The sequence below is a fragment of the Chitinispirillales bacterium ANBcel5 genome (assembly GCA_029688955.1).
Lineage (GTDB): Bacteria > Fibrobacterota > Chitinivibrionia > Chitinivibrionales > Chitinispirillaceae > Cellulosispirillum > Cellulosispirillum alkaliphilum.
The window spans coordinates 56407-72807 of record JARUKZ010000004.1; the positions used below are offsets into that span (position 1 = coordinate 56407).

Here is a 16401-nt window from a genome sequence, read left to right on the forward strand (position 1 = left end):
AGGATCAGATTCTTATCTGCAGGCGGTTAAGCATTTCATGGTACTTGGTTAATGTTTCATCCACCACATGAGCAGGAAGCGCTGGTGCTGGGGGAGTTCTCTGCCAGGCAATGGAATCGAGGTAGTCCCGTACGTACTGTTTGTCGAAACTGTGCTGACTTTGTCCTTCACGGTACAGGTCAGCGGGCCAGAATCTGGAGGAGTCGGGAGTGAACAACTCATCAATAACGCACAGCTTCCCATCGATATACCCAAACTCAAATTTCGAATCTGCGATGATAATCCCCGCCTGAAGAGCTTTTTGTGCTGCAAAATCATAGAGTTTAAGGCTGGCTTCCCTCACCTCTGCGGCAGCAGTTTGACCAACGATTTCTACCATCTCTTCGAAAGTGATGTTTTCATCATGACCGGTATCAGCTTTAGTGGAGGGGCTAAAGATTGGCCGTGGAAGTTTTGATGCTTCTTTGAGGCCGGGTTGAAGCTTAATGCCGGAAATGGTACCAAATTGTTGATATTCTTTCCAGGCTGATCCACAGATATAACCCCTGACAATCGCTTCGATCGGAAGTTTTTCGGCTCGTTTTACCACCATTAAGCGATCTTTGAGATCCGGATAGTCATCATGGTGCCAAATAAACTGCTGATCCGTTGAATCTATCACATGGTTGGGGCAGATGGTTGAGGTTAGATTAAACCAATACCTGCTGATTTGTGTTAGAATAACACCTTTTTGGGGAATCAGTGTTGGAAGAATGGAGTCGTAGGCACTGATTCTGTCTGATGCGACGACCAGAAGCCTTTTGGAGTCTAGTTCAAAAAGATCGCGCACCTTACCCGTTTTGGCGGGAAAGGTGCGCAAAGATTGTTTCTTCATACAAGAAAGCTTTCGGATTAAACCAGTTTTTCAAAGTCTGCAAGAGTACCGTTATCCATGCAGCATTCGATGATTTTGCGTCCTGCTTTATCGAGTTTTGGAGTATTGAACTTCTCAATCTCTTTGATGAAAAAGTTACGCAGAATTTCAGCCCCGGCATCGAAACCTTCAGTACCGACCTCTGGTTGCTCATCTACTCTGAGGAGATCGTGTGGTATTGGTGTACCCTCGATTTGCATAGACTGCAGAGTATACCCCAAAATAGAGCTGCGTGAAGCGATAAGCTGTTCAGGCTTAAAGCGTGCCATACCTCTTCTTGCCAGATACTCCCGTGCGACCCACTGTGGGTTAAATGATACCCGGTATGCTCCGACATGCTGGTTTGGAGTAAGGGTATAGCGTACATCGGGTGCAGACTGGATCTGTCGTAGAAGAAGGTTTGCGTGGTCGACATATAATCCGGTTGCAAATGGCCAGTATGAACCCACACCTTCACTGGTCATCACGTCTGTTTCGGTGATACTTGGGTTTGCATGACCTCTGGGTGAAACCAGTCTCCACAGCCATCCAAGCGCAGGTGGAAGAATGTGAAGAAATCCAACCACACCATAAGATGGAGTTTCTTTTGTGCAGGGGGGAGTACGTATACCGAAGTTGCGTATATTAACCTCTACAACCCCATCTACACTGTCAGGAACCACGCGTCTGGGCAGAATTACTCTTGGGTTTGGACAAGGTATTCCCGGACTATCCTCAACGTGGTCCCAAATAAGGCATGATGAACCCGGTACAGCATCTATGCTTAAGAATATCAAAGGTTCTTTGGGATGAATAGTGATTTTTTCGAGATTAGGATCTGTTCCGTAACGTCCAATATGGTTAAGACGGACAAACCAGGCCTGTTCTGCGTCACATGCCATGATATAACCTTTACCGTCCTGGGCTTCATGGGGACACATAGCCATATCATCGGTCACAGGTTGCAGTGTGCAGGTTTGATTAAGCGAGAGATATCGTTTTTCTCCGTTGGTGACATTCTCTCCCATCAAAATACGTCCATCTTCTTCTCGATGAGCTTGTTCAAGCATTTCACTCTTTCCACTACCACTGGCACCTTCATGCATTATAGTGGTTGTGTTGTCGTATGGTGTTACTACCTGAACTGTGCTGGCGTGAAGCGTGAGCCATTTTTCGCATTCCCCAATAGTGAGCAGTGCCCCATAAACACCCTTTTTGGCACTTGGTCCCGGATAGAGGTTATAGGAGAAGATTTCATGGGTGCCATCCAGCCGGTTATGGACCACAACCTGTTTGCCGGAGAAGTGAGTATGGCGAAAAGGTGGCGCGATATAAAGAACACAGCGTACATCAAAATTTTCAGGAATCTCACCGGGATCGAGCATGCCCTGAAGATCAGCTAATCCTCCAATGAAAAAACCTGCGTTTTTAGGGGCTATCATTATTGCTCCGTAATTACTCTCACCGAGAGTGAACGCGGTAACAGCGAGATCCTGCTCTTTTAACCAGGCGAATGTTTCTTCTTTGAGGGGATCAAATTTATATCCAAAACGTTTCTCAAAACGAACCTTATCAGAGGGTTTTTCGTCACCTACAACCATACAGTCAGGGTCACGGCGACGCATATAGGTTTCATGGTAGTTTACGGAAAGGCCGTTTTTACATTTCGCTACGCTGGCTTCAACTACTTTTCCTTGTCCTTTAACATCATAAGAGACATCGAATGTTGTATTTCCTTTACCTCCCATGGCGAGCTCAAGCAATTCATCCCGATTAGCAGGAAAGGTAATACTTTTACAGTTTTCCAGTATATCGACTACCGGTTTTGGTACGTTTAGTTGATGCCAATCTTTGCTCAAATTAATTGTTTTCATGTGCCTCTCTTCTGAGAATGTGAGAAATACAATAGTGGATTGATACCCTTATAGAACACCATCCTTCTTATATTTGTTTTGTTACTTATTGCTGACTTTTCAAAAAAAAAGCCAGCAAAGCCATTGTACTGCAGAGTGCTCTGCCAGCCTATGTGATGCTTAATTATTCAAATCACCCCATTTGCATCCACTATAGCCAGTAAAAAATAAAGATTTCCAAGGTTATAGTCAAGAATAAACAGAGCGCTTGTTTATTGGGTAGCTAAACATTTAAAGAGTTATTCAGGGTTAAAATGTATACTCGTTCACCGCTAATGGTGCTTAAATCAGTGTAAGATAATTACTTTGCAGCGCGTTATATCCCCAATAATCTTCTCAAGCGGGGAGGGCGTGCCTTTTCCAGTAATTCAAGACGAACCTTTTAGCTCAGTAATATGCCCTTTTGGTCATCAAGTTTGGCCAACTGTTTTTCTGGCTGGAGTTAGATCTCCCTTAAGGTGCCCAAATGTGGTATCTTCGATACTGTAGGTTCTTGTTTCATCAGGACCTTTTCCCATGTACTCTTTTTCATACCTAGCTTATGGCATAGATGATTTCTGAATTAAAAAACGGTCCTTTTGGAAGGTTTCCAGTTTTATTGATGATTGTATACTCCTGGCGCATAACTTTTATTACAGTAAAAGTACCTTTCTTATTGTGGTCGCTTTGGAAAAAGGTTGTTCGGGAAAGAGTAGATTTGTTAGGACCTGTTTTGCTGGGGTAACAGGGGTGTGGCTTTATTCAGGAGCATTGCAAATTTTTTGGGGAAGGATTTAACTTCAAGAGTATAGTCATGATTGCAAAACAGAAGCAGATCAGCAGTGTCACGACCTGAAAGCCCAAACTTCCTGAACTCACAAACATTACTCTGCCAAAACGTTGTGATAGCCTTTTTTACTGAATACTTACGTTGAGTTGTGTCGCGCAGAAGTCTTGTTTTTAGTTGCGTGCGTAGTGATGAATCGATAAAAATCGATAAATCTATAAAACTGCTGAATTGGGGATAGGTAGAGATCTCTCCATCGATGATAACAAACCGCTTTGGTGTGAAGCTTACTGTTTTATCGGCAGTGCCGGTAACAGCGTTGTAGACTGGTTTATCTATTGTTTGACCAACAGAGAGGGCTTGAAGGTGCTCCTTGATGAGTTGGCAATCATTAGCCTTAGGGTGGGCGCCCAGAAGGCCTGTTGTGTGACGTTTAGCTCTGGGGAATTTATAATCATCGAGCGTCAGTATAATGCTTGGGGATAACAATGCATTGATTCTTTTGGAGAGAGATGATTTTCCCGTGCCCCCAGGCCCGCCAACAGCAATGAATGCAACAGGCTTATTGGTATTGGAAAAAGCCCCGATAATTGTTTGTGCAATAAATGTAGCTACTGAAGTACTCAAAATCATACCTCTAAATTCAGGATTAATGATATTAAATACATAATGGAGGGTAGTATTAGCATAAAAAAAGGGGGGGGGAGTAAACAAAAAAAGGGCAGCCTTTTGGGCTGCCCGTAGACATACGAGTCAAAAACCCGAGTTAGTCGAGAGTAATAGTAGTGATCGAATATGGCGGCAGAGAAATATCAAACTCTGAAGTCACATTGATCGACTCTTTAGAAGGTCCTGGAATACCACTTTCAGAGGTAAGGAGCTGCTTGGTAGCACTACCTTCGAAACCAGGGATGTTCACTGAAACATCTGCACGGGTTTCTGGGTATTTGTTGATAAGCATGAGTGACTTGCGACCATTGTCGTTAGACAGGTAGCTTGTTACGTTGTGGTTATCAACTTCAGTTTCGAGCAGCTGACCACGACCGATGCTGTGGCTTGCAAGTTTGAAAGCCCAGTAAGAAGGTCTTGGAACATTACAGCCATCAGGTGCTCCGGTACGTGAAAGGTATCCATAGTCTCCACCCTGTTCGGTTACATCGTTATGGATATCCCAGTATGAAGCCTGTTCGATATTGTGTCGTGCAAGCATACCGAGGTAATCGGCAACAAAGAGACCGTTTACGATGGAGAGTGTCTGTGGTCCTGGTTCGAAATCAACAGAGTTCCATTCTGTGAGCCAGATTTCGTAGTCTCTTCCAGGTTCACCCCATTCTTCAAGCTGTCTGCGAACATTAGGAATAATGTCATCGAGAGTTTGAGGTGATGAGAGCAACAATGCATCATTTTCTTCACCGGTAGTCTGTGGATAGTGGTGAACATTGATACCATCAGCGATATCGCCTACATGTTCAAGAACAACTCTGTTCCAGTCACCATCAAGAACACCAACGAAGGTTACGAGGATAGAAGGATCAACTTCTTTCATTGCTTTAATGAACTCACGTGTACGTCTTCCGTAGTCCTCTGCAGTGGTCTGGTGTGGATGCCAGTCACCGTAGAGTTCGTTTCCGACTTCCCAGAACCTTACATTGTCATCATTATCTACGTTATGATGACGGACCCAGTCTGCTGCGTCTTCAACTGTACCGCTACCGAAGTTTACGGTGATCATAGCTTCAGTATTTGTCTCGCGACAGAATTCGAGGAACTGATCAGTATCGACCATCCAGTCCTGTGCGGCGAGAACTTCTTTCCAGTTGTCGTCGTCTGCACGAAGACCACCGGGATAGCGAAGCACATGATGGTTAACCGCTGATACATATTCCTTAGTTTCAGGAAGAAGAAGGTCACCATCCCAAAGAGCTGCATTGATACCAAAAATACCTTCATTGATATCTTCAGTAACTACGTTGTTGAAATCACCTGTGATGTTAACAGCAATCTGTTCAGGCACAGGCTCTCTTCTTGCTTCTCTGTCATTGGTGAGACGAACGTTGTCGATTTTGAAAGTGTGGCTGGTACCTTCACCTGCAGGTTTAAAATCGAGAATTATGATGTTATCGAGGTTAAACACGCCGTTCTGTTCAGAGTCTGGTGGTTGGTAATGTGGGAACTTGTAGAAGTTTCTAAAAGGAACAACTACTTCGCTCCATCCGCGCTCGCCACCAGCAGAAGCGATCCAGATTTCGTTACCGGCATCGTGTACCTGCACATTAACAGCCTGGTACGCTCTTTCTGTGTAAAAGTCGAACTTCAGACCATAGTGGTTTGTCCAGTCGCGGTCTTCAGCAGGACGATTGTTTTCTTCATAGTTGTAGAGAACATCTACCCAGTCTGAAAGTCTGTAATTGATTTCAAGGGCATAACTGCCGCCATCTTCAGCGCCAGATTCTACGAAGTCAAAACTAACGGTTGATTTTGGTCCTGTAGAGGTGGTCCACACTTTGTCGATTTCACTTTCAAAATCGTGAAGCATGTGATCTGGTGCATCAGAGTCGAATGCATCCCAGTAATCGTCAGGGTTAATATAATCAGGAATTTCTTCAATGAAAGTAACATCACTTACAAAAAGAATTACCGGATCATCCTCTGCAACATCGTTTTCTCCAACACCAACAGAGAATCTAAGTTCGTTGATGTTTTCCCAGTCCATCTGTGCGATAAGTTCAGAACCGGCTTCATCACACCAGTATCTTCCCTGATCGATAAACTGACGGATAGGGATCATGAAGTAGTTCCACTCTTCTTCGATTGGTCCGTAGTCACCAAGTAAAACTCGTGTTTGAGTTTTATGACCGTTGCTTTCATCATCGAGCAGACCTAAATGGATAGTACTTGTTCCCGGACCACCCTTTGCCCAGAACGCCAGACCTGCAGTACCGTCATCACGGTAGTCTGAAAGATCGATAGTTCTTGAGCCAAGAGAGATTGTAACACCTGACCAGTCGGTTCCATCGAGATAACTGGTAAAAACTGCGTCACCGTCTGGAGTGGTCTGGACATTGTATGCAGTCTGTCCACCATAAACGTAGGCAAATCCCCCAGCTGGCACATCACCATCGGTGAAAGTTGCAAAAACTTCGGTTTCTGGCTTATCAGAAGGGATGGAAGGGATAGACTCTTCACGCTGATCCCAGTACTCTACTTCAACCATTTCAGTTGGTTCGACAGCATCACTTACGATAAAGATGTCTTCAACCCAAACAGTAAATTCTGGGTTTTCGTTAGCTTTAATTTCGATACGAAATTCTTCAACAAGATCCCACTGAAAAGGTTCTGGTACTTCAACCTCGTTTCTTGGATCCCAGTACACACCACGACGACCGAAGTCTCTAAGTGGTATAGTAATCTGTGTCCATTCATCGGTGATACCACCGTATTGGTTAATAGGAAGACGAACAACAGTTTTTTTACCATTGTTGGCTTCATTATCTACCAGACCAGCAGTTGCTATTTCACCACCGTTTTTCCCTTTGATCCAGAACTGAAGTGCTCCGGTTTCGTAGAGAGGTTCAAGGTTATAGGTCATATTCCAGAGACATACAGCACCACCGGAAAAGTCTGAAGCATCAAGATCAAACTGAAGTGCTACTTCACCGGTATGTCCTGATTCCTCGGGAATCCATACTCTTGATTCATCGGGATAGTGGTATTCAAATCCACCGGAAATAAAATCATCATCAAAGAAACGGTAGACCACATTTCCTTCTGAAGCTGGTACAGCACCTGAAGCATCTTCTGCATCAGGCGAAGTCGTTTGGAGCTGAACACCGCAACCAATAAGAATTGCGGCACCCAGAACAAGCAGTAACAGAGAGTTGAATCGTTTTTTCATAAAACTCGTCCCTTACGGTTAAAATGAAACAGTTAAGAATAGTTCTGGTTGTATAAAACTTGCGTCAGATTTATCATCACCTACTTTAAGTTCTTTGTTTGTGCTGGTGAAAAGAGCGGTAAGAGAGCCACCTTCGGTAACTTCATAACGCAGGCCACCTGAAAGAATTGACTGGGTTTCGGTAGCATCTTCACCAGTAATGTAATCATAATCAGAAACCAAAAACATCATTCCGCCAAGAAGGCTGAATCGTTGGAAGAAATTCCAGTTCAGATCCAAACCGACCAAATTGTTGGTCCATGAAGTTCCTTCTAAGCCATGTGCCCCTGGTTGTTTTGCTTCAGAGTGGTTAAAGGTTGCACCGATAATGAAATGTCTGTCCAGGTTAGTTACACTGGAAACATCAAAACTTCCGCCGATTTGAAAGTCGATAAATTCAACTTCAGGGAACTCAAGAACTACACCCTCCTCTATTTCTATACTTTCCCTGCTAATGGATTTAAGGGAATGAAAATTACTTTTTAGCTGAAGCGCTCTGTCCAGTAAAGAAACTCCAAAAGACCCCTTTATACCCTGACGGTCGGGTGTAGCAAGTCCATAAGGAAGAGTAAGCTGTGTATAGGGGTTAAGTCCCCAGGGGCTAGCTTTCAATTCGCTATCAATACCTTCGTGATTAAGAGAATTGATCTCCTCCTCAGTAAGATGGCGGTGAATGTTATTTCTAAGGGCCTCATCCTGAGTTAAAATAGAACTGGTGTAGGATAACTTTTGTACAGGACGACGGTCTGTGTATCCGCCAGTACCATCGGATGCATACTTAAACACATTTCTATACATTGCATCGAAAATGTTATACAGTTCCGGAGTGTTATTACCGCTATGCAGGATAGGTCTTGTACCAATGAAAGAAGGGCTTTGTGCAAGGTCGTTACGAAAGCCTTCTTCATTGTAGAGAAAACCACCCGAGGCCCTGAAGGTGCTGTTACCAAGATCAATACGGCCAAAAACATTTGCATTGAATGCTAATCCTTCGGTAGTAGGCAATGGAACAGAAACTGAAGTTGTATCATCAATGAATACTTCTTCTGTTTTTTTAGACCTTCTGATACCGTTAGCAAAATAAGAAGTTCTGTAGCTAGAGTCGACAGAAAATGCACCTTCAAGCTCAACCCCAAAATTTATAAGGTCATCAGGCATAAACAGAGCATTAGTTGCATTGGCGCGGCCAACAGTAATACGGGTGTGTTGGGTGTCTACTCTGACATTACCATGGGCTGACCTGTGATTATCAAATATATTCATATAAGTAAGTCCGAAACCAAGGCCGCGGTTAACATCGATTTCGAGATTTGATCCCAGTGCATATTTATCCATTTGTGCTGGTTCATGAGTAACTGTGCTCTCTGTTGTACCTGAGCTGCGAAGTCTTGAACCAAAGAAGTTTAGGTGTACACGGTCAACAATAGGATAAAGCTGTACATCGGCTCTTAGGTCAATACCAGGTAATACTCTCATATTATTCCCCAAAAATTCCTCTCCCATTGCAATTTCACGCATTTGAGCGAATACTTCCGGCTCAAAGAGGATCTCCATATCGGGGCTCCAAACAGTTAACGGGCTGATACGTTTATGGAAATGACCAGCAGAATATCCTATCATGTTGTTTAGAACAGAACCATCAACACTGATCCAACGTGTAAAAATTGGGTTTGAAGGATCACCGAAGAAGTTTCTCCAGTCCTGGTGCATGCGAAACATAGCCCGAGCTCCCAGAGCAGTATTGGGACGTGCAGTAATATCAAAATCAACCGATGTGAAAGAAATACCTTCACTTTTTCTGGCATTTTCGTTTGCCAGGTCGCTGCCGTCACTTATTCTGGAATTTAGGAACTGAGATCTGAATTCACCACCAAAATGGATGCCGGCTTTGGAGAGTACACTATTGACCGTACTTTCCAACTGGTCAAGGCGCTCTTCAGTGTCGCTTGCCGCCCACGTACTCATACTTATTACAAGAGCGAGAATGAGAACCTTTCTCATAATGTTAAGCCTTTCTTTACTGAGATGATTATTGTAGTTATGTCTGTTTTTTACTGTATTCATTTTTAAAACCATGTTTTTAGTTCAAGGGTTACAACTGGCATTTTCCAATTATTATCGCTAAATTCTTTATCTTCATGAGTCATGTATTTGAATCTACCATTGAGCCAAACTCTTTCGAGCATGCCAAGGTCGAAGCCGATACCATACGCCCTGTCTACGAAGTTTATAGGAACGTTAACGAACTCATTATTTAGGTGCATCCATGCTTTTTGGGAGCGCCAGTTTTCTAAACCAAAAAGACCAAGTATGTAGAAGTTGTTGGTAATTGCAATGGCTGGTTCCAATCTTAGGTAAAAAGACCAAAGTAAAGATTCTTCCGACTTGTCATTGAATTCAAGTAAAGAGAATGAACGAGAAACTCCGTTAATGGCCGCGTATCCACCAACAAACAGATCGTTGTTGTAACCAACCAGTCTACTGATACAGTAAGCTATATCTGCCTCAAGATTGAAGGTAAACTTCCTGTTTTCTGGTACAAAAGAGGTGTTGGTATAGATTGTATCATCTTCACCTAAGTAAATGGCTGACTCGTTAAAAACAGTAGAATAGGCCATGAGGGTATCGTTTTCCTGAGTAACAATGCTACGATCACCGCCAAATCTACTGTTCAGTTCGACTTGTTTTGCATTGTCATAGGCGGCAAATCCATTGTACACGGACATAAAATCAGCTCTTAGTCCGCCACCATGGTGTCCAACCGGGTTTAGGTATTCAGTGCGGAAAGCAAAAGATTCATCGCCAAGACGCTTGTTGTATTTATTATCAAGTGAATGGTCGAGAAGATTATTACCCCATCTGTTGTATGAAGACTGGAAAACCGGATACAGGTCGGGGCTGTTCAGTCGATAGGGGAAGTAGAGTACATCTTTTGATGGATCGATCTGAAAATGCTGGCCGTATTTAACTCTGAAATGACCATACCCACCAAAGTCGGGGTTTAAGGTAACTTGTGCACCGGCCATATTTTGAGTGTATGGAGAACCTTCACCTCGGCCAATGAATTTCCCCGGTCCCACCATATTTGAGCCAAATGCGTAGAAACCATCTACTGGTGTTGCAAAGGAAAATGGTGAGTAAAATCCAGGACTTATATAAGCCAGATCGAGTTGGAATGGCAATCTCCCATCAACGTCAAACTGTGCATAAAAGGCTGGAGTTAAATCTGAAGATGTTTGTTTGGAACTGTCTATTATACCCTCTGCATTGGAAATTTTCCAGGTAGTATCAATCTTTCCAAGTGCAAAGTCGGTATGAAGAGAGATGTTATCGGTGATGTTGCCTTTAAGATCAAGAGAAAAGACTTTTGGTTCTTTATAAAAACCTCTTCCTGCTGAGAGCAAGTTGCCGTCTTCATCGTAGATATATTTATGAGCGAGTCTAGTGCCAATATCTGCACCGGGATTTATGGTACCAATCCTAAAATGATTTTTGAAAACGTTCCCTCTCTCATCATTTGTAGTATAGATAACATCTTCATTATAGAGAATGCCAAGGTAGTTTGCACCGATATTTAGATCTCCAAGAAGATTGCGGGATGCTATTCTTGTGTGAAGAGCTTTTCTGTAGGAATCACCAACACCATGAGATTTGTATGGAGTATCGTCCCCGGCATAGGATCTATCGGCCATTTCAATGTATTCACGTTCAAAGTTGTCGAAACGCTCAAAAGTTCCGTAGACAAAATTAAAGTAAATGTCGCCAGGAAGCATTATACTTTCAAGGTTGAAACCATTAAACGGTTTTTTGTTCCATGCGGCGCGTCCGGTTCTAACTCCCCTTGCGATATTATACTCATAGAATCTGGCTACCGGCTGTTCGACCTCAAAAGGCAGAAATTCCCAGGCAAAGTTACGTGGTTGAGCTTTCCAGATTGTAAGAGGTGAAGCCTCTGTCCAGATGGTATTACCCATTCTAACCCAAAAAGATGCTGGGATTGTTCTGACTGCAAGTCCTGCATTCATGTCTTCATGAATAGCGGCAGCATGTCCGTCTTTGTCATGGAGCCCGGTACCAATACGATGGCTATCAGATCCGGTTATTCCGGTGAATGTGTGCTGAAAACCGATCCTGGAGTATAAAACAGTGTTTCTACCAGGTCGTACAGTCATACCCAGACGGAATAGGTTTTCGTTGCCGCCCCAACCAGACTGCAGGTATGTGTTGTCCTGAGACATGTAATCAGGGTAAACAGTCGCATTGTGAAAACGCGTATTAAAACGAGCTTCTCCGGAAAAGGAGATAGGGCTGGAGCCGCCAAATACGTACGTTGAGAGAACTTTGGATTCTAACCTATCCACCGAACTCGAAAGGCTGTCTATTCGTTCTGAGATAGGAACGGACTGAGCATGAGCTCGTTGCATCCCCGCCCCCAGAGCGATAGTAACAGCTACTATGCTACTTAAGCGATGAATCAGTTTAATCAAACGGACCTCCATATAAAACCGGTTATAGGATTAGTTAATTGTGTTCTGTTTTTTTTTAGTGACTGAAATAAAATTGCCGTTCAAGTGATAGGGGACTGCTTACTACTTCTGCTATTTAAGCCCTTAGAAAAGAGAACGTACCTGCTCGTTATTATGATATACTGCATAGTGTTATACTGCCCAAACCTTCACCTAAATGTTATTACAATTATGTCTAATATAATTAAATTCATTAAAAAGGTTTAAAATAATTTCAAACAAGACAAACATTTCCCTATCGATGGTTATAATAAGTATTAAGCTGCTAAAAAGGGGAACTATATTAGGGTAATTTTAGTGTATTACTATCTTATTTCTTATTAGCTCCTGCGCATTCTAACTATATTCAAATTTATTATTGAAATCAAAGCAGAGAAAAATCAATATTTTTTAATTTGGGATCCATTTGCGGGAAAATCGAAAACAGAGGCTTAGATATAGCTGAATTATGGTCAAAACCCACAAAAAAACACTATTCAATAATATATATAGGTTACTATTAAACGAAGAAATGATTCTCTCAAATTTGTTTGCCAAAGAAATAACCATATGATATTTTCCACCTAGATATATATTGGGTTTTTTGGCAAATCGGAAAACGATTTAAATCTTTTATACTGAAACCTGAAAAGGGGATACTGAATGAATCTAAAAAAATTACCAGCGTATAAGTTTTTTCTGGTCGGCGCATTATTATGCGGCCTTGTATCTTTTCATTGTGGAGGAGATGCTGCTTTTCCCCGTTCAAAGACTCTTTATCTTGCAGGATCTCAGTGGGGTGGTCCAAATACCTTTAACCCTCTTTCAAATATGCCAGATTTTCCTGTAGGTGGTAATTATAATTTAATGTATGAACCACTCATGGCATTTAATTCTTTAAGCGGTGAAATGGAACCACTTCTCGCCAAATCGGTTGAAAGTTCTGATGAAAAAGTCTCTGTAATCATGGACTCTCGTGCACAATGGAGCGATGGAGAGCCGCTTACTGCAGCTGATGTAAAATTCACTTACGATCTTAGCAGAGAGTACAGAAGTGCTCCGACCCGTTTTGTTCTTGATTACATCTCTGAGGTCAAAATTGATACAATTATAGACGAAGAAACGGAAGAAGGCTTCGAACGAGTAAGCTTCTATATCAATGAAGAGCGCAATAATCCTCTCGTTGTAATGGACTTTCTGCAGTCTGTTCGTATTATCCCTAAACACGTGTTTGAAGCGGAACTTGCACAGGTTGATGAATTTCGCTCAATTCAGGAAAAAAAGTTCGATGAAAATCCTGTGATTTCGGGACCCTATAATCTGCACAGCTACAGCAGCGAAAGAATCGTTTTAGAGCGTAGGGAAGACTACTGGGGTAATGAAGCACTGTTTGACGGTCGTCTTCCACAACCAAAGTTTATAATTCATCCAATCTACAGAAGTAATGATGCTTTTGGTGTTGCGCTGAATCAGGGTAATCTTGATTTTACTTCAACTTTCATCCCAAGAATTCAGCAGAGGTTTAGACATCAGATAGCGACATGGTATGATGAAGAGCCATATTACCTGCCTGCTTCAATACCTATGCTTATGATCAATAATAACCGCCATCATCTTGCAGACAGAAATGTACGAAGAGCAATGGCATTTGCTATAAACTACGAAGATATTCGTGAACTTGCTGTTTCTGGTTACAGCCCGGAATTAAAAGCCGGTTTGGTTTTGCCTTTTGGAATCGAAGAGCCATATTTCTCAGAAGAAGATATTGAAGAACTTGGGACTTATTACAACCCTGAAAAAGCAAAACAGATTCTTGCAGATGCCGGATATACCTCAGAGTTTGATGATAATGGGAATCTGGTTGAAATGAGAGGCCCGGATGGTGAAAAACTACCTACTCTATCTGTAACATCTCCAGCCGGTTGGACAGACTGGGAATCGATGGTGCGTATAGCTGTTAGGGGTATGAGAGCTGTGGGGATAGATGTTCGTGAAGGTTTTGTTGATGCGAGTCAATACTGGCAGGTTATGCCTGTTGGAGAGTTCGATCTTCTGATGCATACTCCTTCTACTTCTGTTACTCCTTCAAAGCCCTGGTCGCGCTTTAATGAAGTTATGTCTTCAAGAAACTGGAGTCCTGAAGGTGAAAGGATGAATGAAAATCAGGGCAGATATAACGATCCTTCAAGCGAAAACTACAATCCTGCAGTTGATAGCCTCTTGAATGTGATTCCTAATCTTACTGAAAAAGAGCAAAGAGTTGCTGCTTACAGAGAACTCAACAGGATATTTATGAAGGACCAGCCAACTCTTCCTATGGTTTACAGGCCCGAACAGTACTACACTTTCAGTACACGGCACTGGGAAAATTTCCCCACAGCAGAGAACCCATATGCTCCGCCACAGCCTTTGACCTTTGGTATAGGTACAAGAATTCTATGGGAACTAACCTCTGCAGCAGAATAGGAGTTATTTGATGCTGAAGCAACATCCGACACTTAGATATATCGTATTACGCGCTGGATGGTATTTTATAACCTTTCTGGTTGCGATCTCAATAAACTTTTTCCTGCCCCGTCTGGGGGCAGGAAATCCCGTTGATGTTATAATGGGGCAGATCGGGCAGGGACTCGATACTCAGACTGCACGAGAAAGAGAAGATGATTTTTTAATTGACTTTGGCTTGGCTGAAGTAGACGAAGCTGGAAATGTGCTTCGTGATGAAAATAATCAACCGGTCAGTACTTCATTGTGGAGTCAGTATTTCAGTTATTTTGGAATGGTTTTACAGGGTGATTTGGGAACATCGTTCATGAATTATCCCAGGGGGGTTACAGAATTAATCAGAGAAGCACTTCCCTGGACTCTTGCGCTTCAGATACCGACAATCCTTTTTGGATGGATTATAGGTAATGTACTTGGTGCACTTGCTGCCTATAAAAGAGGTGTTTTTGATAAGGTACTGTTCCCCCTTAGCCTTCTTACCAGTGCAGTACCGTTTTTTGCCTTTGGACTTATTTTGGTTTACTTATTTGGTATTCACTGGCAGATTTTCCCATCCATCGGCGCTTATGGGCAGGGATTGATGGAGGGATTTAACTGGCCTTTCATCTCAAGTATCGCATACCACTACGTACTGCCTTTTTTCTCAATATTCATGATACTTGCCGGTGGACAAGCAATTGGAATGCGTTCAATGTGTATTTATGAGCTTGGTACCGATTATATCAAGTATGCCAAATGGCTCGGTGTAAAGGAAAGTAAGATTGTCTACTATATGTTTAGAAACGCAATGTTGCCTCAGCTTACCGGACTGGCACTTTCTCTGGGGATGATGATCGGTGGAGCTTTGATTACTGAGATGATTTTTTCATATCCCGGATTGGGTTTAAGGATGCTTGATGCAATTCAAAACAACGATTATCCTCTCATTCAGGGAATTACTCTCCTTGTAACAGTGTGTGTGTTGGCTGCTAACTTCTCTATAGATATACTTATAGGGTTTCTTGACCCACGAGTAAAAGCTGGGCAAAGGGGATCATAACAATGAAATTACTTAAAAATCTTTTAAAAACACCTGCATTCTCAATTGGTATGGGGCTGTTTCTGACCGCACTTTTTATCGCTCTTGTGGTACCATTCTTTTATGATATTAATATAGCAACAAGAGTAGGTCCTGCCTATATGCCTCCTAATAGTCAGCACTGGCTTGGGACCAATCATATGGGCTATGATATGGTTTCATTACTGATTGATGGATTGAGATCATCAATGTATGTAGGGCTTCTTGCCGGATTAATCGCAACATTTACAGGTACATTTCTTGGAATATACGGCGGTTACAGAGGTGGATGGCGTGATGATTCAATCAACCTTTTTACTAATCTTGTTTTGGTTATTCCACAGCTTGTGATTGTTATATTGATAAGCAGTATGTTAACTGATGGGCGTTCACTTACTCTCATTGCTTTAATTATTGGATTTACGGGGTGGACCTGGAGTGCAAGGGCTGTCAGGGCTCAGGCTGCGAGTATAAAAAGCAGAGATCATATCGGCCTTGCAAGGGTCAACGGCTCCGGTACAGTAAGCATAGTATTTAAACAAATACTGCCTTACTTACTATCCTATGTATTTATGGTATTTATCATGCAGACTGCATCAGGCATTTTAACTGAAGCATCGATTAGTATGATTGGGCTTGGCCCCTTTGATACTGTTTCACTTGGAACCATTCTAAACGATTCTATGAGAAATGAAGCGCTCAATGATGGTGCTTGGTGGGCATTTATTCCTGCTGTTATCCTTGTAACGTTGATAGCTTTTGCACTTTATGTAATTAATACGTCTATGGAGGGCGTGTTTAATCCACGTCTGCGTAAATAGGAGATCCT

9 protein-coding genes are annotated in these 16401 nt (G+C 42.5%); 3 read left to right on the forward strand and 6 right to left on the reverse strand.

All coding sequences use genetic code 11. The features are described 5' to 3' along the window. Positions 1–4: 4 nt before the first annotated feature. The 6 genes from QA601_03240 to QA601_03265 all read right to left on the reverse strand — a co-directional run bounded on the left by QA601_03240 (position 5) and on the right by QA601_03265 (position 11992). A complete protein-coding gene (locus QA601_03240; protein ID MDG5814078.1) occupies positions 5–874 on the reverse strand; it encodes a phosphoribosylaminoimidazolesuccinocarboxamide synthase in 870 nt (289 codons plus the stop codon). A gap of 17 nt (positions 875–891) precedes the next feature. Continuing rightward, complete coding sequence (locus QA601_03245) at positions 892–2766, reverse strand: DUF4914 family protein (GenBank protein MDG5814079.1); 1875 nt, start codon at positions 2764–2766, stop codon at positions 892–894. Between the two features lie 739 nt (positions 2767–3505). Continuing rightward, positions 3506–4198, reverse strand: coding sequence for a hypothetical protein (locus QA601_03250; GenBank protein MDG5814080.1), 693 nt, complete (start codon positions 4196–4198; stop codon positions 3506–3508). Between the two features lie 139 nt (positions 4199–4337). After that, complete coding sequence (locus QA601_03255; GenBank protein MDG5814081.1) at positions 4338–7466, reverse strand: carbohydrate binding domain-containing protein; 3129 nt, start codon at positions 7464–7466, stop codon at positions 4338–4340. Positions 7467–7484: 18 nt separating this feature from the next. Next, positions 7485–9569 carry a hypothetical protein gene (locus QA601_03260; GenBank protein ID MDG5814082.1) on the reverse strand — a complete coding sequence of 695 codons (2085 nt, stop codon included), beginning with the start codon at positions 9567–9569 and terminating at the stop codon, positions 7485–7487. A gap of 2 nt (positions 9570–9571) precedes the next feature. Continuing rightward, positions 9572–11992, reverse strand: coding sequence for a hypothetical protein (locus QA601_03265; protein ID MDG5814083.1), 2421 nt, complete (start codon positions 11990–11992; stop codon positions 9572–9574). 681 nt (positions 11993–12673) lie between these two features. On the opposite strand from QA601_03265, the gene QA601_03270 reads away from it, so the two are divergent. From QA601_03270 to QA601_03280, 3 genes are read left to right on the forward strand one after another with little or no spacing between them, the layout of a single operon-like run. Continuing rightward, positions 12674–14476 carry an ABC transporter substrate-binding protein gene (locus QA601_03270; protein MDG5814084.1) on the forward strand — a complete coding sequence of 601 codons (1803 nt, stop codon included), beginning with the start codon at positions 12674–12676 and terminating at the stop codon, positions 14474–14476. A gap of 10 nt (positions 14477–14486) precedes the next feature. Next, on the forward strand, positions 14487–15554 hold the full coding sequence (locus QA601_03275; GenBank protein MDG5814085.1) for an ABC transporter permease: 1068 nt from the start codon (positions 14487–14489) through the stop codon (positions 15552–15554). A gap of 2 nt (positions 15555–15556) precedes the next feature. Further along, the gene (locus tag QA601_03280; protein MDG5814086.1) at positions 15557–16393 is read left to right on the forward strand and encodes an ABC transporter permease; all 837 of its coding nucleotides are present in this window, start codon (positions 15557–15559) and stop codon (positions 16391–16393) included. Positions 16394–16401: the final 8 nt, after the last annotated feature.